This is a genomic window from Pelagimonas phthalicica, assembly GCF_004364805.1.
GTDB classification, from domain to species: Bacteria; Pseudomonadota; Alphaproteobacteria; order Rhodobacterales; family Rhodobacteraceae; genus Pelagimonas; species Pelagimonas phthalicica.
Genome location: NZ_SOAP01000002.1, coordinates 1,007,747 through 1,031,119, shown reverse-complemented (window position 1 = coordinate 1,031,119; position 23,373 = coordinate 1,007,747). Strand labels below are relative to the sequence as shown.

Annotated in this window: 22 protein-coding genes; 10 read left to right on the top strand and 12 right to left on the bottom strand. The window is 59.1% G+C overall.

What is annotated here, in order from left to right:
• Nucleotides 1–63: 63 nt before the first annotated feature.
• Entirely contained in the window at nt 64–609 is a 546-nt protein-coding gene (locus CLV87_RS15115) for a TetR/AcrR family transcriptional regulator (protein ID WP_099246686.1), read from the bottom strand.
• Between the two features lie 100 nt (nt 610–709).
• Here CLV87_RS15115 and CLV87_RS15110 point away from each other — a divergent pair, with 100 nt between their 5' ends.
• From CLV87_RS15110 to CLV87_RS15095, 4 genes are all read left to right on the top strand, one after another.
• Nucleotides 710–1,102 (top strand): hypothetical protein, encoded by a 393-nt coding sequence (locus tag CLV87_RS15110; protein ID WP_099246684.1) that lies wholly within the window; start codon nt 710–712, stop codon nt 1,100–1,102.
• Nucleotides 1,103–1,144: 42 nt separating this feature from the next.
• Nucleotides 1,145–1,591, top strand: coding sequence for a hypothetical protein (locus CLV87_RS15105; protein WP_133840799.1), 447 nt, complete (start codon nt 1,145–1,147; stop codon nt 1,589–1,591).
• 89 nt (nt 1,592–1,680) lie between these two features.
• The gene (proS, locus tag CLV87_RS15100; protein ID WP_099246680.1) at nt 1,681–3,024 is read left to right on the top strand and encodes a proline--tRNA ligase; all 1,344 of its coding nucleotides are present in this window, start codon (nt 1,681–1,683) and stop codon (nt 3,022–3,024) included.
• Between the two features lie 65 nt (nt 3,025–3,089).
• Nucleotides 3,090–3,602, top strand: a complete 513-nt coding sequence (locus CLV87_RS15095) for a DUF2937 family protein (RefSeq protein ID WP_099246679.1) — start codon at nt 3,090–3,092, stop codon at nt 3,600–3,602.
• Nucleotides 3,603–3,670: 68 nt separating this feature from the next.
• Here the strand turns inward: CLV87_RS15095 and glmM are convergent, their stop codons facing one another.
• The 6 genes from glmM to CLV87_RS15065 all read right to left on the bottom strand — a co-directional run bounded on the left by glmM (nt 3,671) and on the right by CLV87_RS15065 (nt 12,802).
• Nucleotides 3,671–5,014 (bottom strand): phosphoglucosamine mutase, encoded by a 1,344-nt coding sequence (gene glmM / locus CLV87_RS15090; RefSeq protein WP_099246677.1) that lies wholly within the window; start codon nt 5,012–5,014, stop codon nt 3,671–3,673.
• The gene (gene folP / locus CLV87_RS15085; protein WP_099246675.1) at nt 5,004–6,026 is read right to left on the bottom strand and encodes a dihydropteroate synthase; all 1,023 of its coding nucleotides are present in this window, start codon (nt 6,024–6,026) and stop codon (nt 5,004–5,006) included. Before folP ends, glmM begins: the two co-directional genes overlap by 11 nt.
• Nucleotides 6,027–6,074: 48 nt before the next feature.
• Complete coding sequence (locus tag CLV87_RS15080; RefSeq protein ID WP_099246673.1) at nt 6,075–7,013, bottom strand: dihydroneopterin aldolase; 939 nt, start codon at nt 7,011–7,013, stop codon at nt 6,075–6,077.
• Nucleotides 7,014–7,111: 98 nt separating this feature from the next.
• On the bottom strand, nt 7,112–7,759 hold the full coding sequence (locus tag CLV87_RS15075) for a cell wall hydrolase (RefSeq protein WP_099246671.1): 648 nt from the start codon (nt 7,757–7,759) through the stop codon (nt 7,112–7,114).
• A 126-nt stretch (nt 7,760–7,885) separates the two neighbouring features.
• Nucleotides 7,886–10,378, bottom strand: a complete 2,493-nt coding sequence (locus CLV87_RS15070; protein ID WP_099246669.1) for a putative PEP-binding protein — start codon at nt 10,376–10,378, stop codon at nt 7,886–7,888.
• Nucleotides 10,379–10,990: 612 nt separating this feature from the next.
• Entirely contained in the window at nt 10,991–12,802 is a 1,812-nt protein-coding gene (locus CLV87_RS15065; RefSeq protein WP_099246665.1) for a serine protease, read from the bottom strand.
• 176 nt (nt 12,803–12,978) lie between these two features.
• Between CLV87_RS15065 and CLV87_RS15060 the strand changes: the two genes are divergently transcribed.
• The 3 genes from CLV87_RS15060 to glyS are packed head-to-tail and all read left to right on the top strand — an operon-like array spanning nt 12,979 to nt 16,656.
• Complete coding sequence (locus tag CLV87_RS15060; RefSeq protein WP_099247824.1) at nt 12,979–13,908, top strand: glycine--tRNA ligase subunit alpha; 930 nt, start codon at nt 12,979–12,981, stop codon at nt 13,906–13,908.
• 32 nt (nt 13,909–13,940) lie between these two features.
• On the top strand, nt 13,941–14,432 hold the full coding sequence (locus CLV87_RS15055; protein WP_099246663.1) for a DUF6446 family protein: 492 nt from the start codon (nt 13,941–13,943) through the stop codon (nt 14,430–14,432).
• 4 nt (nt 14,433–14,436) lie between these two features.
• A complete protein-coding gene (gene glyS / locus CLV87_RS15050) occupies nt 14,437–16,656 on the top strand; it encodes a glycine--tRNA ligase subunit beta (protein WP_099246661.1) in 2,220 nt (739 codons plus the stop codon).
• A gap of 82 nt (nt 16,657–16,738) precedes the next feature.
• On the opposite strand, the gene CLV87_RS15045 is transcribed toward glyS, so the two are convergent.
• The 3 genes from CLV87_RS15045 to ilvC all read right to left on the bottom strand — a co-directional run bounded on the left by CLV87_RS15045 (nt 16,739) and on the right by ilvC (nt 19,397).
• Nucleotides 16,739–17,305 (bottom strand): hemerythrin domain-containing protein, encoded by a 567-nt coding sequence (locus CLV87_RS15045; RefSeq protein WP_099246659.1) that lies wholly within the window; start codon nt 17,303–17,305, stop codon nt 16,739–16,741.
• 69 nt (nt 17,306–17,374) lie between these two features.
• Entirely contained in the window at nt 17,375–18,277 is a 903-nt protein-coding gene (locus tag CLV87_RS15040) for a DMT family transporter (RefSeq protein ID WP_099246657.1), read from the bottom strand.
• A 97-nt stretch (nt 18,278–18,374) separates the two neighbouring features.
• A complete protein-coding gene (gene ilvC, locus CLV87_RS15035) occupies nt 18,375–19,397 on the bottom strand; it encodes a ketol-acid reductoisomerase (RefSeq protein ID WP_099246655.1) in 1,023 nt (340 codons plus the stop codon).
• A 139-nt stretch (nt 19,398–19,536) separates the two neighbouring features.
• Here ilvC and CLV87_RS15030 point away from each other — a divergent pair, with 139 nt between their 5' ends.
• The 3 genes from CLV87_RS15030 to CLV87_RS15020 all read left to right on the top strand — a co-directional run bounded on the left by CLV87_RS15030 (nt 19,537) and on the right by CLV87_RS15020 (nt 21,725).
• Nucleotides 19,537–19,992, top strand: coding sequence for an Lrp/AsnC family transcriptional regulator (locus CLV87_RS15030; RefSeq protein ID WP_099246653.1), 456 nt, complete (start codon nt 19,537–19,539; stop codon nt 19,990–19,992).
• Nucleotides 19,989–20,444 carry an Lrp/AsnC family transcriptional regulator gene (locus tag CLV87_RS15025; protein WP_099246651.1) on the top strand — a complete coding sequence of 152 codons (456 nt, stop codon included), beginning with the start codon at nt 19,989–19,991 and terminating at the stop codon, nt 20,442–20,444. The genes CLV87_RS15030 and CLV87_RS15025 overlap by 4 nt, the downstream gene beginning before the upstream one ends.
• Nucleotides 20,445–20,600: 156 nt before the next feature.
• Nucleotides 20,601–21,725, top strand: coding sequence for an aminotransferase class V-fold PLP-dependent enzyme (locus tag CLV87_RS15020; RefSeq protein WP_099246649.1), 1,125 nt, complete (start codon nt 20,601–20,603; stop codon nt 21,723–21,725).
• Between the two features lie 99 nt (nt 21,726–21,824).
• On the opposite strand, the gene CLV87_RS15015 is transcribed toward CLV87_RS15020, so the two are convergent.
• Nucleotides 21,825–23,015, bottom strand: a complete 1,191-nt coding sequence (locus tag CLV87_RS15015) for a UbiH/UbiF family hydroxylase (protein WP_099246647.1) — start codon at nt 23,013–23,015, stop codon at nt 21,825–21,827.
• 127 nt (nt 23,016–23,142) lie between these two features.
• Nucleotides 23,143–23,349: a hypothetical protein gene (locus CLV87_RS15010; RefSeq protein WP_099246645.1), complete on the bottom strand. Its 207-nt coding sequence runs from the start codon at nt 23,347–23,349 to the stop codon at nt 23,143–23,145.
• Nucleotides 23,350–23,373 lie beyond the last annotated feature (24 nt).

Here is a 23,373-nt window from a genome sequence, read left to right as displayed (position 1 = left end):
GTGACTTCCTTTTCCTGCCTCTACATCGCCCGCCTTGCAGGGTGTTTCAAGCCTTCAAACAGCTTATTGTTTCTGCATGAGCGATAAAAGCAATAACCGCTCAACCTCACCGCGTTGTCCTGTAGTGCGTGCCAGTTGCTCCAGCCCCAGATGGGCGGCATAGAACAGGCGGGCATGGGCCATTTCGATCTCACCCAGATGTTTGAGTTCCTGTTGCAGATAGGCGATGCGTTTGACGTCGATTTCCAGCAACGCGGCAGCAACCTCGGCATCAATCCGAGCCCAATCACGAATCGCGGGTTCAACCCCATTGCCGCCATAATGGTCTGGGGTAGAGCTGGCCTTTTCAATCAAGGCCACCAGGCGATTGCGCCCTTTGGGCAGCTCTTCCAACTCGTCAATGATGCCATGTGTGGCTTGCTCTTTCCAAAAGGCAATCATGGCTGATTTAAAGGCCTTCAAGTCTTTGAAATGCCAATAAAACGACCCTTTTGTTGTCTTAAGGTCCCGCGCAATTGCTTCGACGCGCAACGCCGCGGATCCGCCCTTGGCCAAGGCGCGAAAACCTGCTGCGATCCAATCCTCTTGTGACAGTCTGCTTTGCAACATGGGGGCCTGAAACTGATCTCCATACGGTGGCGTATTGACTCTGGATAGCTGGCGGATCTAACCATACGCAACCGTATGTTTTGCGATCCGGAGGTCTCAATTGTCCAAATCCTATCTTGTTCTGTCTGCTCTCATGGCCGCCATCACATGCGTGCATGTCTTCTTGGGCGGCCCGCAATATGCCGACGCCTTTACCGTAACACTTGAGAATGCCGATCTGAGGGCCATGTCCCTGGTCTTGTGGCATGCGGTCACCGTCGCCTTGATCCTATTTGCCCTGGCCTACCTGTGGCTGGCGTTTCGGCGTAGCCCGGAGCTTGTGGCCATCACCTCGCTTTTGCAGCTCGGTTGGGCCGGGTTGTTTCTGTTTTACGGGGTCACTCAACTTGGGGAATTGGTGACACAACCACAGTGGGTTCTGTTTATAGGTTTCCCCTGTGCGGCCTTGTTCTCGGAATGGTTGCGAGACCGGCGAAATCCGGCAAAACCGTAAGAAAACAAGAGCTTTTGAGAGAAAAAGTGTTATAAATGGAGAATGACGGCCCACGAACATAGTGCATTCCCCATCGTTAAAACGATTTTGGATGGAACTGGTCGGGCGTTGCTTCGCAAGTGTTTCCTGTCCTTTGCGCAGTACTTTACCGTTCCACATGTGATCGAAACATTTGAGGGCAGCAGGACAGTTGCCTCCTTTGCCGAGTTTCGGGGGCTGTTTGACGGTCTGGTCACCCAATATGAGCGTCGCGGTGTGACCGATTTGGTGCGCAATTGCCTTGAGGTGAAGTTTCGGGACGAAAACACAATTCTGTGTGCGCATGAGGTTCGGATCATGTCAGGATCGCAACTGTTATGGCGCCCCTATCCGGTTTTCTCTGAGGTGAAACGGATCGGACAACATTGGAAGGTTGTCAGAACCTCCTATGCGATTGAGGGCAATCCGGCCTTGGCGGATGTCCTGTCTGGCAAGGCTGAGCAGGATTAAGACTTCACCACACCCTTGCCATTCAGCCCTTGCCAATAGGGGCGGCTTGGCTCAAAACCGCCGGGACATGTTTTGCAAGGGACACGAATATGCGCCTTTCCCGATATTTTCTGCCGGTTCTCAAGGAAACACCCTCTGAGGCTCAGATCGTCAGCCACCGTTACATGCTGCGCGCCGGCATGATCAAACAGGCCAGCGCCGGGATTTATTCCTGGTTGCCGATGGGCTTTAAGGTGCTGCGCAAGCTCGAAAATATCGTGCATGAAGAGCAGGCCAAAGCCGGTCACATCGCCATGTTGATGCCAACCCTGCAATCGGCTGACCTGTGGCGCGAATCCGGGCGTTATGACGGTTATGGCGAGGAAATGCTGCGCATGCAGGACCGCCACGGTCGCGACATGTTGTTTTCGCCCACCGCCGAAGAGATGTTCACCGATGTGTTCCGCAGCAATGTGACCTCTTACAAGGACCTGCCGCTGACCCTGTACCAGATCCAGTGGAAATTCCGCGATGAGATCCGTCCTCGTTTCGGTGTGATGCGCGGGCGCGAATTCTTTATGAAGGACGGGTATAACTTTGACCTGACCAAAGAAGACGCCTTGCACGCCTATAACCGTCATCTGGTCAGCTATCTGCGCACCTATGAGCGGATGGGTTTGCAGGCGATCCCGATGCGCGCCGATAGTGGTCCGATTGGCGGCGATTACACCCATGAATTCCTCGTGCTGGCCGACACCGGTGAATCCGAGGTGTTCTACGATTCCGAAATCACCGATCTGACCTTTGGTGATCGTGAGATCGATTTTGACGACAAGGCCCAGTGCCAGGCGGTACTGGAAGAGTTCACATCGCGCTATGCCCGCACCGATGAAACCCATGACGAAGCCGAATTCGCCAAAGTCCCGCAAGATCGCCAGCGCACCGCGCGCGGCATCGAAGTGGGGCAGATCTTCTATTTCGGCACTCAGTATTCTGACGCCATGGGCGCGGTTGTGCAGGATGGTGAAGGCAACAAAGTTCCAGTGCATATGGGTAGCCACGGCATTGGTGTGTCGCGTCTGTTGGGGGCAATCATTGAAGCCAGCCATGACGATAAGGGCATCATCTGGCCAGAAGGTGTGACCCCGTTCCATTGTGGCATCGTCAACCTGAAATCTGGCGACGCCGAGGCGGATGCCGCCTGTGAAGCGATCTATAAATCGCTGACCGCGCTGGGGCTTGAGCCGCTTTATGATGACCGTTCGGAACGGGCAGGGGCCAAGTTTGCCACCATGGACCTGATCGGCCTGCCTTGGCGGATCACCGTTGGCCCGCGCGGGCTGAAAAACGGTGTGGTTGAGCTGACCTCGCGCCGCACTGGCGAAAGCGAAGAACTGCCGCCAGAGACCGCTATTGAGCGCATCGCCCAGATCTACGGTAAGGTATCCGGCTAAGCGGAATTTCCCACTGACTTGTGGTCTGGCTTGGCTTAAGCTGGACCAAAACAAGGTGGGGCTGCATGATCGTCAGAGCGTTGACATTGGCAGGTGGGCTGACCGGCGCGGTTGGCCTGTCGCAATTCCCTGAATTTTCACAACAATATTTGCAGCGCCTTGGTGGCGCTGTGGACGAGTTGGGCATCATCACCCAGCAATATGAGGCCGACGCCGCGGCGGCCAGCATGGCTCTGCCCGACTATATTTCGGCCCTGTCGCAAGAGGGCGCGCTGAGCAAGACCCAGGCCGGAAATATGCAGGCCCATTTGGATCGGTACTCTTCCTTGTCTGCAGCGCTGACACAGCTCCAGGGGGCCGGGCCCTTCATGCGGGCAAGGCTGGCCGCGAATATGAGCGATCACGGCGTTGCCAAGCGCACCTTGGATGAGTTCAAACCCGCCATTCCCGCCACCTTTGAAGGGGCGGTTTTTGCCGGGTCTGGCTTCCTTGGGGGATGGTTGGGGATAAAGCTGGTCTTTGCGTTTCTGGCTGGTCTATGGGGCAGCGCGACATCTCTGTTTCGCCGCCCGGCCTAATATGGAGCGCACCAAAATCCATTGATGGATTTTGCAAATTCCGTCGACGGAATTTGGGCGCGCTTGCCTTACGCGACCGCCTGAACCTCGGCGACGATCCCATCGACGACCTGTTCCAACAGCCCTGGATCCTCGCATTCTGCCATGACGCGGATCAGCGGTTCGGTACCCGACTTGCGGATCAAAAGACGTCCTTTGCCTTCCAGCAACCCCTCGGCATCCGAGATCGCTGTTTTGACCGAGGCGATTTCAAGCGGAGCCTGACCTTCACCAAAGCGGACATTCTTAAGCAGCTGAGGCACGGGTTCGAAACTGCGGGTCAATTCCGAGGCGCGTTTGCCACTGCGCACCATTTCCGCCAGGAATTGCATCCCCGCCATCAACCCGTCACCGGTTGTGGCATAGTCGGTCATCACGATGTGACCGGATTGTTCACCACCCAGGTTCCAGCCGTTTTTGCGCATGGCTTCAACCACATAGCGGTCACCGACTTGTGTGCGTTCGAGCCGCAAACCTTTGCCCTCAAGAAAGCGTTCCAGGCCGAGATTCGACATCACCGTAGCAACCAAAGCCCCCCCGGCCAGACGATCTTCGGCGGCCCAGCGGGCTGCCATCAGCGCCATGATCTGGTCGCCATCCGCGATCTGGCCTTTTTCGTCGATTAGAATGATCCGATCAGCGTCGCCATCCAGGCAGATCCCAACATCAGCCCCGTTTTCGATCACCGCAGCAGCGGCCTTTTGCGGTTTGGTCGAGCCGCAGCCTTCGTTGATATTCAACCCGTTTGGTTCAACCCCAATCGGGATCACGGTAGCACCCAACTCCCACAGGATCTCTGGCGCACTGCGATAGGCGGCACCATTGGCGCAATCCACCACAACCTTGATCCCATCCAGGCGCAGGCCCGAGGGCAGGGTGCTTTTGACCCGTTCCTGATAGCGCGAGCGACCATCATCAATGCGGCGCGCGCGCCCAATGTTTTCGGGCAGGGCGGGGCGCACACCCTCATCGACCAGAGTTTCGATCTCGGCCTCGACCGCGTCGGATAGCTTGAAGCCATCAGGGCCAAAGAACTTGATGCCGTTATCAGCGGCGTGATTGTGGCTGGCTGAAATCATGATCCCGAGATCAGCGCGCATCGATGGGGTCAGCAAACCCACCGCAGGCGTCGGAACCGGCCCAAGAAGCAGCACATTCATCCCGGTCGAGGTCAAACCAGCAGTCAGCGCGTTTTCAAACATATAGCCGGACAGGCGCGTATCCTTGCCAATGACAACCCGGTGCACACCACCATGTTCGTTGCGGAAATAACGGCCCACCGCTGCGCCCAGCATCAACGCCATTTCGGCGGTCATCGGATAGCTGTTGGCCGTGCCCCGCACGCCATCTGTTCCAAAAAGCTTACGTTTCAAAATGCTCTCCTTTGCAAATGGCCTGCCAGACCTGCAGCGCTTGCGAGGTGTCAGCGACGTCATGCACGCGCACGATCTGCACCCCTTGGTGCACCGCTGCCATGGCGGCGGCAATCGAACCGGGCATACGGGCCGAAGCAGGCACCGCGCCGGTAATTTTGCGGATAAATCCCTTGCGCGAGGCTCCCAAAAGAATGGGGCATCCCAGGGCATGGAACAATGAAATCCCGTTCAAAAGTGCCAGGTTGTGCTGCAAGCTTTTGCCAAATCCTATTCCCGGATCGACAATGATCTGGTCGCGGTTGATCCCCAGGTCACCCAACATCGCAATCTGTGCGTTGAGAAAGTCGAACACGTCCAGCAAGACATCCTCATAATGCGGATCATCCTGCATGGTTTCGGGGGTGCCCTGCGAATGCATGACGCAAACCGGCAGGTTATGTGAGGCGCAGAAATGCGACAACATACGGTCATAGGTAAAGCCCGAGACATCATTGATGATGCTTGCGCCCACCTCATATGCGGCCTCGGCGACGCGGGATTTGCGGGTGTCGATGGAAATCGGAACCGGAAGCTTGTGGCGAATGGCGTGGATCACAGGTTCGATCCGCGCAATCTCGGCCTCAGCCGGGACGGTTTCTGCGCCGGGTCGCGTGCTTTCACCGCCGATATCCAGAATATCCGCCCCCTCTGCGACCATGGCTTCGGCATGGCTCAGGGCTCGGGCAGGCGAGGCGTGACTGCCACCGTCGGAAAAGCTGTCAGGTGTGACGTTCAGGATGCCCATGATCCGCGGCTGATCCAAGGTGACCCCGGCAATCGGCTGCCGTGGCGACGAAATCAACATGCGCCAGTCATCGGGAACCTGGTCCAATTCCACGATGGTCTGAGATCTATCGTTGCGACGATGCAGAACCGCTTGGGTAAACCAGCCAGCGCCACCCGCAACACAAAGCGCATGGTCCGGGCGCGGCAAGTCAAAGCGGACAAGGGGCCGATAATAGTCGTTCATTCTTTTCCCGTGGCGCATCCGCGCATATGTAACAGGCCTTGTTTAGCGCTAAAACAAGGCCTGTCCAAGGGCAAGACCACGCTTTGGCGTCGCACCGGTTTCCGGCAGGGCTTCGCCGATCACGACCAACTCGCAAGCGTCAAGCTCTTCTGCGAACCAAGCCGAGAGGGCGACGCTGTCCTTGGGGGCCACTTCGGGGCCTTGAACGGCATCCAAAACAATTTTCGACGGGGCCCAGACGCAGATCTGTTCGTTCTTCATCGCCCAGTCGAGTTCGGTACGTGTGGCCACAACCTTGCATCGCAAATCACGCGCCGCCAAGCACCAGCCATTTTGTTCAATGGCCAGCAGATCGATCCGGCGTTGCGTCATTTTGTGCTGAGTTTTGGGGCGCTCCAAATCTGGCAAGCCAACGCACAGGATCAACGGGGCCTTGCGCGCCGCCAATTCGTCAATCCATGTGGACAGTTCAGGATGTGCAATGGCGTCGTTTGACAGGTAAACAAGGCGCGGACGCGGTTGTTCCTGCGCCACCTCATCCGCCAGCACTTCTAAATGCTCGCCAAAATCCCGTTTCGAACGCACGATCTCAACGCCCAATTCCCCGGGGCCGCGATCCATTTTTTCAATCCGCACAAAGGTGCGCATGGCTTGCGGCTCCAGCAGGATGCGCTCAGCGATGCGTTCCGCCAGCGTTTCCAAAAGGTTCAGCCGTTCAGCTTCAAGCTCATGGGCGATGGCCTCGGTGACACGATCATAGGACAGGATGCGGTCGACATCGTCATCAATTGGCCCTTTGAAAGGGACAACCTCGACCACAACATTAAAGCGAACCCGTTGCTGAGTACCGCGTTCCGCCTGAAAGGCCCCGATTTCGACTTCGACGATATGGTCGCGCAGGCTGATACGGTCGCGTGGCTCGTCTCCGGCTGTGGCAATGGCACGCTCGGAAGGGTGCGAAAAGGCAAGACGGGTTTCACTGGCCATCGGGCAGCTCCAAAGGAATGGGGTCTGCGTTCTATAGGCGCATCACATGGCAAAGAAAACCGGCACAGGCGTCATCAAGGCCGGGTTTCGCGACATCGTCACGGTTTATAGAAAAGATGCACGCCGATTTTTGCGGTTCTGGAGAATTTGCGCGCCCATTTCGGGTTCACGGCGGTGGTGTGATAATAGGTTGCGCCCTTGGTCAGACCGCGCGGCGCACCGGCGAGCATCAGTTTCGCAACCTTGCCTACACGGTCCCAAGAGGTTGGCTCATGGATGTTTTCCGGGCGACCATCACAGGTATAGGTGAACTGACAGGCAAATTTGCGCCCGGTGCCCTGATTGATCACACCACAAACCGAGCCGGGGAATTTCTTGCTGTCGACGCGGTTCATGATCACTTCGGCCACGGCAAACTGGCCCTTGATCGTTTCGCCGCGCGCCTCGAAATATAGCGCCTCGGCCAGACACCGCCATTCGGACCCGCCGCTGGCTTTGGGCTGCGCATTCAGCCAATTGGCGTCGTATTTCACCTGCACGCCACTGCGCGAAACCGAGGCCGGAATGGCCTGGGGGATCACAGTGACCAATTTCTTGAGATGACCGGCCGAAGCCTGTTCCAGGGCGCGCTGTTCCATGGTCAAAAGGCGTTTGGCCTTAACATGGGTGCTATCCGCCAAGCTTGGCCCGGCAAGAACAAGGCAGGCAGTGGCACTGGCAATAACAAAACGCAAAGCTTTGATCATCGGTCGACTCAATCATTGTCTCAACAGGCGAAAACCGGGACGGATCCCGGTTTCAAACATCTGTTACATACAAAATTATGCAAATTGCGTAAACCCGGCCACATCTTGGGGCTGGGTACGCCAGACTCAGCTGATCTTGTCGGCTATCGCTAATTGTGCCGCTGCCAAACGGGCCACGGGGACCCGGAAAGGCGAACAGCTTACGTAATTCATACCGACGGCGCGACAAAATGCGATAGAGGCCGGATTGCCGCCATGTTCTCCGCAGATCGACAAGGTGACATCACGCTGGATCATTCGGGCGCGCTCTGCCCCGATGGCCAGCAATTCGCCGACGCCTTCGATGTCCAAAACATGGAACGGATCTTCGCCAAAGACGCCCTGACGGACGTAATCGGACATGAAACGTCCGGCATCGTCGCGCGACAGTCCATAGGTCATCTGGGTCAAGTCGTTGGTCCCAAATGACAAAAATTGCGCATGTGGTGCGATATCCCCGGCGCGCAGACAGGCGCGGGGCGTTTCGACCATGACCCCAAGACGATAGGTGAATTCCTCGCCGCGTTCGGCACGCACGGCAGCAGCCACCGCGTCAATCCGCGAACGGATCAGCTCAACTTCGCGCTTGGCTGACACCAGCGGCAGCATGATCTCCGGCTCCACCGGGTCGCCATCCTCGAGGGCATCCAAGGTCGCCTCAAAAATCGCGCGGGCCTGCATGTCATAGATTTCTGGCAGGGTGATTCCCAAACGCACTCCGCGCAGGCCGAGCATCGGGTTATATTCGCCCAAGGCCTCAACCCGGCGCGTCACATCAGAGACCGGCAGGTCCAGCGCCTCGGCCAAGTCGCGCAAACCGGGGCGGTCGCTGGGTAGAAATTCATGCAAGGGCGGATCGAACAGGCGGATCACCACCGGCAACCCTTCCATGATGCGAAACAGCTCGGAAAAATCCGCGCGCTGCATGGGTAAGAGGATTGCCAAAGCCGCCTGGCGATCTTCGGGCGTATCGGCAAAGATCATCTCGCGCATGGGCGTGATGCGATCCGCTTCAAAGAACATATGTTCCGTACGGCACAGCCCGATCCCCTCGGCGGCAAAGTTGCGCGCTGTGGCAGCATCGGCAGGGGTGTCGGCATTGGCGCGGATTTCGATGTCACGCGCTTCATCAGCCCAGGCCATGAGCGTCTGAAACGCATCATCAAGGGCGGCTTCGATTGTATCGGGTTCACCGGCCAGGATCTGCCCTAACGTGCCGTCCAGAGTGATGACATCGCCCGCGCGAAACACCTTGCCTGTGGCCGAGGTGATGGTCTTGCGCTTCAGGTTCAGCTTCATCTTGGCCGCGCCAACCACACAAGGTTTGCCCAAGCCACGACCGATTACCGCGGCGTGGCTGGTCATGCCGCCGCGTTCCGTCAAAACGCCCGCCGCTGCATGCATGCCGCGAATATCCTCGGGCGAGGTTTCACGCCGCACCAGAATGCAGGCTTCGTTTCGGGCAAGCGAGGCCTGCGCCTCGGTCGCTGAAAACACAATTTTGCCGGTCGCCGCACCGGGAGAGGCAGCAATGCCCGCGCCGATCACATCGCGTGGTGCATCCGGAGCGACCTGACGATGCAGCAACTCAGAAATGGCACGCGGTTCGATCCGCATCACCGCCTCTTGTCGCGAGATAATCCCGTCTTCGGCCAGACGCACAGCAATCCGAACCCCGGCGCGGGCCGAGCGCTGCACGCGCACACCGTCCAGAATATGCACTTCGCCGCCCACCAAGGTGAATTCGATCTGCATCTCTTCGCGCAACTTACGCCGCATCAGCTCGGCATGGACTTGCAGGCGGGAAAAAATCTCGGGTTCAGCCTCTTCCAGCGAAGGGCCGCGCGGGTCTTTGACCAGATAGAGGCTTTCGCTCTCCTGTTGCAGGGCCTCGCGCCCTTGGCTTTGGCTCAGGTAACGCCCCGTGACCTGCGGCAGACCGGTGTCCGAGTTGACCAGTTGCAAAACGCCCGAGCCGCATTCGCCCTGACCAAGCCCCAGCGCCATTTCCTGCACCACAAGGCCCAGCCCTGCATCCATTGGGGCTCCTTTGGCCTGACGTAGCAGACGCGCAGTTGTGCCTTCCCAAGCGCGCGCCATTGACCGCAACACCTCGCTCAGCTGCACGGCGGGATCCTGCGGGAATTCCTCTTCGGCCTCGTCCTCATAGGCGCGCAGGGCCTCAGCCAGCCCTTCGGCACCAGTGGCTTCGATCTCTTCGAACAGGTCGGGGTCCAGCCGCGCGACGTGAATGGCAAAGCTTTGAACAAATCGCAGATAGAGCTCCGCCGCCGCCTCTGCGCCCAGCGTTTCTGTCAGATCCCGCAAACGGTCATCATTCATGCCGATATTCAGGATCGCCCCCGGTCCGCCCCAATCCGGATCCTCGCTAGAGGGGCGCACGCAAAGCAGCGCGCCCTGGCCAAAGGCTGCGACCAGCGCCTGCATGTCCGGCATATCGCCCCCGGCGATTTTGTGCACCATGTCAAAGGATAGGGCGACGGTCTGAGGCACGGGCAAGTCCAGACGCACCAAACGCTGCAAGCATTTCGCCCGTCCGCCATGGGTTGGCGTCGCCATGGGCGAAGAGGGCGTGATCAATGTCACATCCGGGTTTTGCTCGTCTGGTTTCTGCACTGCGGCACCTCTTTCCTGACCGGCAGCATAAGCGCCTTCCGTCTTGTGACAACCCGGATTAACGAAACGTTAACGCGTTTCCAGCGCCTCAAGACGGAATGGGCCTGGTTTCCGCTCTTGAGCCACAAGCGAAAGGCCGTGAAATCATGGGCTTCCTTCATTGGAAACGCTGATGAGTCACAGGCCTGTCATTCCGGATGGCTTGGGGCAAATTATCGCAGGTGAGTTAGGGCCTGTTAACTCGATGAAAAGCGCACTGGCGCGTGTCGGATTTTGCCACCGATGAGGTGATTTGACCGTGGCGATCTGGGTAATCGGAAGGGCAAATCAGCGATGTCGGGGGCAAAATCCGCCGCGTCCCTTCGGGATTTCGCCAAAATCCGCTGCTCCTTCGTTGTTTTCGCTTGAAAGGGGGCCACCCTGTCGGCGCGAAAACGCCTTGTATCAGCGGATTTTGGACAGAAACCAGTGCGTTTTTCATCATGTTAACAGGCCCTAAAAAAGGGCGGCCTTTACAGGGCCGCCCAATCCGCTGCTTTAAAGCCTTTGGCCGGGTTATTCCCAGCAGCTGACCAAAACGGTTGTATCCGCAGCCAGCGCCGTCAGATCCTCGGGGGCCATGACGCCAGCGCCGCCGCGGGCGACGGGGCGAATGCCGTTGGATTGCAGAAAGCTCAGCAACTCCCCGGTTTTGGCGGCAAAGCTCACATCTTCGGGCAGGCGGCGCGATCCGCCATCGGCTTTGGTCTGCATCATGCCAACAACCATGCCGCCGCCATCAAAGACAGGCCCACCGGCGTCACCGGGCAGGGCGGACAGGCCAAGACGGGCGATCTGCGTTTCGCCACCCAACCCCTGCAGATCTTCCAATGTGCCGAAAGTCAGGGTTGGCGCGCTCAGACGGCCGCCAAAGCTGTAGCCTGCGACAGCAATTTCGGATTGCAGGCGCGGGCTATCGGTGCGGAAGGCCGCGACGCGACGTGGGGCCAGCGCATTGGTGGGGCGCAGGGCGGCCACGCCCAGCCCGTCATCGCTGGCGATCAGCTTGGCGTCAAACACGCCGTCCAAAGTCACCCGTGAACAACCCGCAACCGTCGCGGCGCTGGTCAACACCGTGCCGGAGTTGTCGACGAAAAAGCCCGAGGCGTTTTCACGTGGCGTGCGCACCTTTAGGCCCGAGACCAGATCAACCGCCTGACCAGCATCGGTCACCGCCGCCGGGTCCAGTACGCCATCGGTGCGCTGCCAGCTTTTCTGCATCAGCCCCAGAACTCGGGTCCGGCGATCTTCGTCACCGGTTGGCCAGATCAGGGTAAAGCCTTTGATCTCGCCATTGCGCAGGCCCACCTCGGTATGGCTGGTGATACGGGCATTGTTGCCGGTCAGCAAAAACCCGTTCTTTTCGCGCTTGCGCTCACCATCCAAGGGAACGATTTCGAGGGTTTGCATGATCTCATAGAGACCATTCATAGTCTTTCGGTCACCGGGTTGGCTGATCAGCAAGAGCTGCGCGCCCTCAACAACACCGGTCCCGTCAAACAAAGCAAACGGGGCCTCGTAGCGGTCAAATTTCACTGCGCCCATAGGCAGTTGCACCGAGATACCGGCGCGTGGATCGGTGTAGACGGCCATGTCCATACCATCCAGTATGGAGTTATACTGACGCAGCAATTCTGCCCGTTGCAGGGTGGTCAGAATGCCAGTTTCCTCAAACCCGTTCTGTTCCTGCCAGGCGGCCATGGCCCGGCGTGTGCCACGGCCAAAGGCACCATCAATGCCCGAGGTGTATACACCGGCCCATTTCAGCGCGATCTGCAGCTCTTCGCGCTGCTCACGGTTCAATGCGCGTTCGCTGGCACGGGCCTGACGTGGGGTTTCCTCGACCACTTCTGGCTCTGCAGGGACAGGCGTTGCCTCGGCCACGGGTTCCACAGTTGGCTCCGGTGTAGGTGCGACTTCGGCAACGGGGGCCTCGGCGGGCTCCGGCGCTGGGTCTGCGACTTCGGGTGCCGGGACCGGTGCCAGCCCGTCCAGCACCTGCGCGCCAACCGGCCAGAATTGGCGACCATAGGCGCGCGGCACTTCGATATAAGCATCTGCGGGGATCAGCCCGCGATTTTGCAGGTTCAGCAAGACTTGCTGTGCTTCGGTCCGGCTATAGGGGCCAAGCGCCACACCATACCAGCCGCCGCCCAGCGAAAACCCGTTCACATCCTGCAAGCTCCCGGTGTATTTGTTCACGCTTTGCTGCGCACCATTCAAAGAGGTCCGTGCCTCGATCTGAATGAACACCGTATCTTCCTGTGCAAAGGCAACATTTGCCGTGAGCATCAGGGCTGCCAGCCCGCCAATCAAACTTTTCTTCATTCGCAATTTCGACCTCTGGGTCACACTTCAATCCTGTCCTTCGGCCTAGTCTTAGCAGATGCAGAACCGGTTGCACGTCAAAAGTGGCTTATACATGGGCGCTGCGGTTGACCCCGCCCATCAGCCCGCCTAATCAGGCGCAACGTATGATGCGACGCGAGACCGGGAAGACAGACATGGCCGAGACATTGCCCAAACCAAGAAGTTTTCAGGAAATCATCCTGCGCCTTCAAACCTACTGGGCGTCAAAAGGTTGTGCGATTCTACAGCCTTACGACATGGAGGTCGGGGCAGGGACGTTCCACCCGGCCACCACCTTGCGCTCGCTTGGCTCCAAGCCCTGGACAGCCGCCTATGTGCAGCCTTCGCGCCGCCCGACCGATGGTCGTTATGGTGAGAATCCCAACCGGCTACAGCATTATTACCAGTATCAGGTGATCATCAAACCATCGCCGCCCGACCTTCAGGCACTTTACCTGGGCTCTCTGGAGGCGATTGGCATTGATATGGCGCTGCATGATGTGCGCTTTGTCGAGGATGATTGGGAATCTCCGACACTGGGGGCCTGGGGCCTGGGTTGGGAGGTCTGGTGCGACGGGATGGAAGTCAGCCAGTTCACCTATTTCCAACAGGTGGGCGGCCATGATTGCCACCCGGTGTCTGGTGAGCTGACTTATGGTCTGGAACGTCTGGCCATGTATGTGCTGGGTGTGGATCACGTGATGGATATGCCGTTCAACGATCCGCAATCGCCCAGCCCGTTGACCTATGGCGATGTGTTCAAGCAAACCGAACAGGAATATTCGCGCTGGAACTTTGACGTGGCCGACACCGACACGCTGCTGCGCCACTTTGAAGAGGCCGAGGCCGAATGTGCCCGTATCATCGACGCTCCGGCTGAGGATCCAAAGACTGGCAAGCGCATCATCATGGCGCACCCGGCCTATGATCAGGCGATCAAGGCCAGCCATATCTTCAACCTGCTGGATGCGCGCGGCGTGATCTCGGTCACCGAACGTCAGGCCTATATCGGCCGTGTGCGGGCGCTGACCAAGCTTTGCGCGGATGCGTTCGTTCAGACAGAAGCCGGGGGATATGTCGCGTGAGCGCAGGCAAACTCATCGGTGGGGGAATTGTTATGAGCGCTTTGGTTTTTGGTGCTGTCGTCTACTACATGCAGATTTATCACTTCTATAACGAGGTCCCGGTCAACGGGACCACGGATGTGGAACTGACCCTGTTCGCCAGTGGTGAACCCGAGCCGATCCTTTACGAGGATTTCACGGCCATCGACGCCGAAAGCTCGCCGATCCGCTATCGCGCCTGTTTCAAGACCTCGATGTCTTTCCCGATGTTGACCGAAACTTACGAACCCTACGAGGGCGCATCGCCGAAAAACGCCCCCGATTGGTTCGACTGCTTTGATGCGGCCGCGATTGGCCAAGAGATCGAGGCAGGCACCGCCCTGGTCTTTACCGGCCAGCGCAATTTTGAATGGGGCATCGACCGCGTGGTGGCCATCACCGATGATGGGCGCGGCTATGTCTGGCACGAGATTAATGACTGTGGTGACAAGGCCTACGACGGCTCACCACTGGGCAGAGATTGCCCGCCCCGAGATGAGGACTGACCCGATGCCTGATTTGCTGATCGAACTGTTTTCCGAAGAAATCCCCGCCCGTATGCAAGGCAAAGCGGCGGCGGATCTGCAAAAGCTGGTCACCGATGGTCTGGTCGAGGCGGGGCTGACTTATGCTGGCGCGCGCGCCTTTTCCACGCCGCGCCGGTTGACCCTGGCGCTGGACGGGCTGCTGGCGCAATCGCCCACCCTGCGCGAAGAACGTCGCGGCCCCAAGGTCGGCGCGCCTGACAAAGCGCTTGAGGGGTTCATGCGCGGCGCAGGTGTCACCCGCGATCAGCTTGAAGAACGCGAAGACAAAAAAGGCAGCTTTTACTACGCCACCGTTGTGACCGAGGGCCGCCCGGCGGCTGAGATTGTCGCTGAGGTACTGGAAAAGACCATCCGGAACTTCCCTTGGCCGAAATCCATGCGCTGGGGCGCTGGGTCTTTGCGCTGGGTGCGCCCGCTGCACCGCATCACCTGTATCCTGAGCGATGAAGCCGGGGCTTCGGTTGTGTCGCTGGATATTGACGGGATTGTTGCGGGACAGCAAACAGAAGGCCATCGCTTTATGGGCGGCGGCGCGTTCACTGTGACCTCGTTCGAGGATTATGAAGCGCAGCTGAAACGCAACTTTGTTGTGCTGTCCTCGGAAGAGCGGCAAGAGGCGATCTGGAACGACGCCACCAATGCCGCCTTTGCGCTGGGCTTGGAAGTTGTTGAAGACAAGGGGCTTTTGCGCGAGGTCGCCGGGTTGGTGGAATGGCCGGTCGTGCTGATGGGCGACATCGAAGAGGATTTCCTTGGCCTGCCGCCAGAGGTGTTGCAGACCTCGATGAAAGAGCACCAGAAGTTCTTTTCCGTGCGCAACCCCAAGACGGGCCGGATTGAGAAATGGATCACCGTTTCCAATATCGAAACAGCAGATCATGGCGCGACGATCCTTGCGGGCAACCAAAAGGTGCTGGCGGCGCGTCTGGCGGATGCGAAATTCTTTTGGGAAAACGACCTGCGCGTGGCGCAACGTCAAGGGCTGTCTGCCTGGACAGACCGATTGTCCAACGTGACCTTCCACCGTGAGTTGGGCTCTCAGGCTGAGCGGATTGATCGCATCGCTGCCTTGGCGCGCGAGATTGCGCCCGCTGTCGGGGCCGATGCCGATTTGGCCGAGCAAGCAGCGCGCGTGGCCAAAGCCGATCTCAGCTCGGAAATGGTCTATGAATTCCCGGAACTTCAGGGGCTTATGGGGCGGTATTATGCGCAGGCCGCGGGGCTGGACGCATCGGTCGCCGCCGCCTGCGAAGAACACTATTCGCCGCTTGGCCCCTCAGATGATGTGCCTACCGCGCCGGTCTCAGTCGCCGTGGCGCTTGCCGATAAGCTCGACACCCTGACCGGGTTCTGGGCCATCGACGAGAAACCCACCGGGTCGAAAGACCCCTACGCCCTGCGCCGCGCGGCGCTCGGTGTGATCCGTCTTGTTCTGGCCAATAGTGCCCGCATGAAGCTGGATCGTTTCATCGACGCCCAATTGGTGCGCCACAAGGTCAAGATCATTGAAGATCTGCGCCAGGATGAAGCCACTGCTTTGATTGCGGAAATCGCCGAGCACGGTGTTTTTGGCGCGGCGTTCCGCACTGTTCTAGAAGCAGGCGAAGAGCGCACCAATGGTTTCTCCTCTTTGGAGCAAGTCGTGCCGGACACGTCGACCGATCTGCTCTCCTTCTTCCATGACCGCCTTAAGGTCCACTTGCGCGACGAGGGCATTCGTCACGACGTGATCGATGCCTGCCTTGCCATGGAAGGCTCTGACGACATTCGTCTGCTTGTCACCCGCGCCGAGGCCTTGGCGGCGTTTATGAAAACCGATGATGGGGAAAACCTTGTCCAGGGGTTCAAACGCGCCAATAATATCCTGTCTCAGGCCGAGGAAAAGGATGGGGTGGAATATTCCTATGGTGCGGATGTGAAATTCGCCGAGGAGGACAGCGAAAAGGCGCTCTTTGCGGCGCTGGACGCGGCCGAGGCCAAGATCACCCCGGCGATGCAGGGCGAGGATTTTGCCGCTGCGATGGAGGCCATGGCCTCTTTGCGCGCGCCGATTGATGCGTTTTTCGAGGCGGTGCAGGTGAATTCAGAGAATTCCATCATCCGCCGCAACCGCTTGAACCTATTGTCACGTATTCGCACGATCTGTTCTCAGGTGGCGGATTTGAGCAAGCTTGAGGGTTAAGGTGGGGTAAAACCCCACCCTACATCGCCCCAAACAGGGGACGGACATAGAAAAGGGCGGGGATCTCCCCGCCCCTCCGTTTTTACCCACGCAGCGCGTGATGCAACAGGATCGGCACGGCCAGATCCTCTTCATCGGTCAGATGCCGTTCCAGAAACCCGTCAATGGTGGTGACGGTGTCCAGCATCTGCCCGGCCTCATCCTTCATCTGCGTCGGGTCCAGCGTGGCGAGCTGCACAAGCCGATTGCCGGTGCGCCGAAACTGATCCAGATGCCCATCCAGCGCCTCATGGTCGCTTTCGAGCATCTCCAAACCCCGGGCAAAGCGTGGATCGGCGGCCTCCAGCTCTGGGAAAAAGCTGCGATCCTCCCAGCTGTGATGGCCATGCAGGTTGTTGAACAGCAGCATGCCAAAATGTGCCAGACGCGCCGCATAGGTTTGATCCTCTTGCTTTTGCTCAAGAAAATCCTCGCTATCCTGCCGGATCTGCCCGGTCAGGCCGCGAAACATCTGGTGCGCGCCCATCCAGTTCTGGATCGAGCGGGCAAAGTTGGGATGATCCCGCCAGCCATCGCGTGGCAAGACCGTCAGCAGGGCCTGCATCTCCTGTGGCAGGCCCTTACGGGTTTGGATGTCATATTGGGTCATGCGCCCGATATGGGGATGCGTTATATTGTAACAACTGCATGTTCGCGCAGGGTGATGGTGCGTGCGTGTTCAGTTTCGGCGTAGCAGCCCCTTGAGCGCGCGCCATTGTCCAAGCGCGAGGCCGCACAGGATGAGCACCAGCGCGAGGTAAAAGCGCCAAGGCAGATCTTCACCCAGCAAAAGCGTGCCATAGATCATCGCCCAGATTGGCACCTGGTAATTCACCAGTGTCATGAAAACTGACCCGGCGCTGCGGATCACCTGGATGCGCAGCAGGTTCATCGCCGCGGTTTGCATCAGGCCCAGCATCAGGATCGCGCCGCCCGGGCGCAGACCTTGCCACGTGGGCACGCCCTCGAACCACAGCATCAGCGGGATCAAAACAATCGACCCGATGGCCAAAGGCACGGCTGCCAAGGTCAAAGGCTCCACCGGCGGGCAACGGCGGGTCAGGATCGACGAGACGGAATAGCAAAACGCCGCCGCAAGGCAGGCAAGCTGCGCCAAGGGGGCGGTGGATTGGCCAAGCTCAAACAGCCCAGGCCCGATCAGGATCAGCGCCCCGGCAAACCCAATCGCCACCCCGGCAGCGCGGCGGGCAAAGATCCTCTCATCGCCCCAGACATGCGCCAGAACCAGTACCATCAGCGGAATGGTCGACATGGCCAGGCCACCAAAGGAGGAGGGCACATATTGCAGCCCCCAGCTGAGCAGCACAAAGGGAATGGCGGTGGTCAGCAAGCCGGTCACGACAATATAGCCCCAAAGCACCGGGTCCTTGCCCGGCAGCTTTTGCCCGACCATGGGCATGATTGAGAGCAAAACCAGCGCTGCCAACGTCGTGCGCGCCGTGGCCACCGTGATCGGCCCATAGCCTTCGAGCGCCACCGACATAAACATAAAGGCACTGCCCCAAACGAGGGCGAGGATGACGATAGAGAGCCAATCGGCGCGGGTGGCGGTGTCGGTCATTTGCTGTCTCCAAACACTCTCCAAAGAGTAAGGGCACCCGAAATTCGGATGCCCCTCGCATGCCAAATGGCATGTTTCTGGTCAGATGACCGAACGCTTAGTTGCGCTCTTTGTCAACCATCTTGCCAGCAGAGATCCAAGGCATCATGCCGCGCAGTTTTGCGCCGGTGGCTTCGATCTGGTGCTCGTCATTGTGACGACGCGCCGCTTTGATGGTCGGCTGACCCACGGCGTTTTCCAGCATGAAGTCACGCACGAATTTGCCGGTCTGGATGTCTTCCAGCACTGCTTTCATGCGGGCTTTGGTTTCGTCGTAGTTCAGGATACGTGGGCCGGTAACATACTGGCCGTATTCCGCAGTGTTGGAGATCGAGTAATCCATGTTGGCGATGCCGCCTTCATAGATCAGGTCAACGATCAGCTTCACTTCGTGCAGGCACTCAAAGTAAGCCATTTCAGGCGCATAGCCAGCTTCGACCAGGGTCTCAAAGCCACAGCGGATCAGCTCAACCAGGCCACCGCAGAGAACGGCCTGTTCACCGAACAGGTCGGTTTCACATTCTTCGCGGAAGTTGGTTTCGATGATGCCGGAACGGCCGCCACCGATGGCAGAGCAGTAGGACAGGCCGGTTTCCAGCGCTTTGCCGGTGGCGTCGGTGTGAACCGCAACCAGGCAAGGCACGCCGCCGCCTTTGGTGTATTCGCCGCGCACGGTGTGGCCTGGGCCTTTGGGGGCCATCATGATCACGTCAACGCCTTCTTTTGGCTCGATCAGGCCGAAGTGAACGTTCAGACCGTGGGCAAAGGCGATGGCTGCGCCGGGCTTGATGTTGTCATGCACGTACTTCTTGTAGGTTTCGGCCTGCAGCTCATCGGGCATGGTGAACATGATCACGTCACACCAGGCGGCGGCTTCGGCGATACCCATGACGGTCAGGCCTTCGCCTTCGGCTTTCTTGGCAGAAGGAGAGCCTTCGCGCAGGGCAACAACCAGGTTCTTGGCACCGGAATCGCGCAGGTTCAGCGCGTGGGCGTGGCCCTGGGAGCCGTAGCCGAGGATGGCGACTTTTTTCTCTTTGATGATGTTCACGTCGCAATCGCGGTCGTAGTAAACGCGCATGGTTTTCTTCCTTATTTGGCGTGTGCGTTATGATTGCGGTCAAAATACCCGGGCTGGCGCGAGTGTGTTTGCGTTTTTTGAGTATTTTTGCCAAGAAGAAGCATAAGTATTCGCAAAAAGTGGGGTTGGCGGAATTTTCATGCTTGATGACACGGATCGGCGCATTCTGCGTTACTATCAATCTGACCCGGATATGTCGGCCTCGATTCTGGCTGAGCAGGCGGGGGTGACGGCAACAACCCTGTCGCGTCGTCTGGAGCGCATGCGGGATATCGGCGTGTTGAAAGGCGTGCGCAGTGTCATCAATTGGCCAGCCTTGGGGTATGAGGTCGAAGTGTCCCTGCGCGTGACCCTGGACAAAACCCAGCCCCGCGCCTTTGACGAATTTATTGCGGCAGCGCGGCAGGTGGCTGAGGTGATCGAGATTCAGACCTTTCTGGGGCAGGTCGATGTGCGTTTGTCCGTGATTGCCCGGGATATGGCGCATTATCAGCAGCTCTATCGCGACCAATTGCTGGTGCTGCCCCATATCAACGATATCGAGGCCCTGATGCAGGTGGCCCGTGTCAAAGGTCAGGAAAGCCTGCCGCTATGATCGAATTGGATGACAAGGACCGCGCGCTGGTCCGAGCGCTGGCCAAAGACGCAACGCAATCCGCCGGGGCATTAGGGAGAGAGCTCGGCCTGTCGCAACCTGCCTGTTGGCGCCGCATCAAACGCCTGCGCGAGGCGGGGATCTTTCGCGAAACCCGGCTTGAGGTTGATGCTGCCGCGCTTGGGTTTGGGGTGACGGTGTTTCTGGGTGTGAAATTGGCGACCAAAGGCCGGGTGTCGCTCGAAGATTTCGAACGCGCGGTTGGGGCCATTCCCGAAGTGCAGACGGTCGAGCACGTGCTGGGCCTATATGACTACCGCCTGCGCGTCGTGGCGCGGGACATTTCTGACTTTGAGCGCGTGCTGCGGCGGCGGATCATGACACTGCCGGGGCTGGGCAATGTTGAGGCCAATGTTTTGCTCAGTGAAGAGCGCCGCCCGGGGCCGATTTAGCGTCAAGTCATGATTAACGAATGGCGCACGTGGCGTGACTTCTGTCGGAATTGGCGTTCACTTTCACCTTTGGCCCCGTTACGCCTAGGTAAGCTTTGCGCCTCCGCTCCGGATGCCCAAGATCAATTGAAACCGCTCAGCGAATAGGGGGCCGCCATGGCTTTGCTCGATAATGTTGACCCGAATGGGTTTGATGAATTTTCTGTCGTTTTCACCGATCGCTCGCTCAATCATATGTCGGCGAAATTCCAGCAGGTGATGCGCGACATCTCTGAGGGGCTGCGCGAGGTTTACAAGGCGGATGCCGTGGCGCTGGTGCCGGGTGGTGGCACCTTTGGCATGGAGGCAGTGGCCCGTCAGTTTGGACGGGATGCCAATGTTCTGGTGGTGCGCAATGGCTGGTTTTCCTTTCGCTGGAGCCAGATCTTTGACGCAGGCGCGTTCAACGACCAGACCGATGTGATGATGGCCCGCCGGGTTGGGAATGGGGCCGATGCGCCATTTGCCCCGGCCCCGATTGAAGAGGTTGAAGCGCGGATTGCCGAGACCAAGCCGGATATCGTCTTTGCTCCGCATGTGGAGACCTCTTCGGGTATGATCCTGCCGGATGGTTATGTGACCCGATTGGCCACAGCGGCGCATCAGGTCGGTGCGTTGATGGTGCTGGATTGCATCGCCTCGGGCTGTGCCTGGGTTGATATGAAAGCCACCGGCGTAGATGTGCTGATCTCAGCCCCGCAAAAGGGCTGGTCCTCGACCCCTTGTGCGGGTCTGGTCATGCTCTCGGAACGCGCGGTTGCCCGGATGGAAGAGACCACGTCAGACAGCTTTGCCGCCGATCTGAAGAAATGGCGCGCGATCATGGCCGCCTATGAGGGTGGCGGGCATGCCTATCACGCCACGATGCCGACCGAGGGCCTGGCGATGTTCCGCGACGCAATGATCGAGACGCGCGATTATGGCTATGAAAAGCTGCGCGAGGCGCAGTTTGAACTGGGCAATAAGGTCCGCGCGCTTTTGGCTGAAAAGGGCATCACTTCGGTGGCTGCCGATGGGTTTGGCGCGCCGGGTGTGGTGGTGAGCTATACGTCTGATCCCGAAATCCAGACCGGTAAGGCCTTTGCTGCGCGCGGTATGCAGATCGCTGCCGGCGTGCCATTGCAATGTGACGAGGGCGAAGGGTTTTCGACCTTCCGACTTGGCCTGTTTGGCCTGGACAAGCTCTATGATGTCGATGGCACGGTTGCGCGGTTGCGCGCGGTGTTGGACGAGGTTCTGTGAGGTGAACCGGGGCGGGGGGCGCTGCCCCCCGTCGCCAAGGCGACTCCCCCCGGGATATTTTTGGCCCAAAGAAACCCAGGATGCCTCTATCGGGGGCGTTTATTTGGTGCCGAGGCCGAGCTGCATCAGGGTTTTTCGGATTGGTGCGGCGCTGTAAAGTGTGTTGAGCGCGGCGGCGCGGGTGTCGCGCAGCAGCGGGTTGGACAGCATCGAGGTTTTGTTAAGCAAAGTGATCCCGGCGACGCGGGCGCGAATATCAGCGATGCGGGCGCGATGATAGGCCTCGAGCATGGCGCTGTCGCCTAAGGTCGCGGGTGAAGCTTTGGCCAGGTCCAACAGGGCGGTGATATCCTTGAGGCTCATGTTCAAGCCTTGCGCACCGATGGGGGGCACCACATGGGCAGCCTCGGCGACAAGGGCTAGGCGTTGACCAGTCAGGCGCTCGGCCTCCTGCGCAATGATCGGCCAGATCGTGCGCTGCGAGGCCAGTTTCAACGGGCCGAATAGGTGGCAACTGCGCTCGGTCATGGCGGCTTCGAGATCGGCGTCGGGCAACGCCATCAACGCGTCGGCTGTGGGGCCTTCTTCCATCCAGACCAGCGCCGATGACGGGCGGCCGTCAAAATCGGGCAGAGGGACCAGGGTGAAGGGGCCGCCTGTGCGATGGATCTCGGTCGAGACATTGTCATGCGGGATTGGATGGGTGGTGGCAAAGGCCAGTGCCTTTTGGCCAAAGCGCGTGGTCTTGACGTCGATCCCGGCGGCCTTGCGCATGGGCGAGTTGCGCCCATCGGAGGCAATCACCAGATGGCAACGCACCCGCGAGCCATCGGACAGGCCAACACGGGCCTCGGCGTCGCGGGTGAACAGGGTTTTGGTCGCGGTGCCAGGGCGGAAATCCACATTAGGCAGCGCCGCGAGCTGGGCGGCCATTTCCCGGCGCAGCAACCAATTGGGCAGGTTCCAGCCAAAGGGGCGATCCGAGATGTCGGAGGCTTCAAAATCCTTGCTAACTCGCGCCACTGGTTCGGGCCCGCCCGCATCGACGATCCGCATGGTCTGCAGCGGCATGGCGTGATCCGCAAGACGGTCCCACAGGCCAATTTCCTCTAGAAACCCTTGTGCCGGTTGCAAAAATGCTGTGGTGCGCAGATCGGCCCCGGCGCTGTCGCGGTCGGTGATCGGCGGGGTTGGATCGACGCAGAGCACGTCAAACCCGGCCTGAGCAAAGGCGGCGCTGGCGGTGAGCCCGGCAATTCCGCCGCCCGAAATGACGATATCATAATCCATAACCGACCTCCCAAGGCGCGACGTGTCTTGTCGGTTATCTAGGGCAAAGAGGCCGCAAGGACCATGCGGCCAATCGTGTTATTCCGCATCCGGGGCCGCCAGTGTGGCCGGCCCGTAGAGGGGCGGCTTAGCGCCCGACGGTGATGGTCAGCAGGGTGATGAACATGACCGGGACCAGCGCCAAAGCGGTCATGGACAGGCCGACCAGACCAAAGAGCGCCGTGTTCGTCGCCAAAACAGCCACAAGAACCAAAGCCAGCAGATAGGCCCATTTTTCGGTCGAGCTGCCAGCGGTTTCGGTGGTCAACGGGGCGGTGAGTGTTACGTCGCTCATATGCGTCTCCTGAAGTTGCCCGGT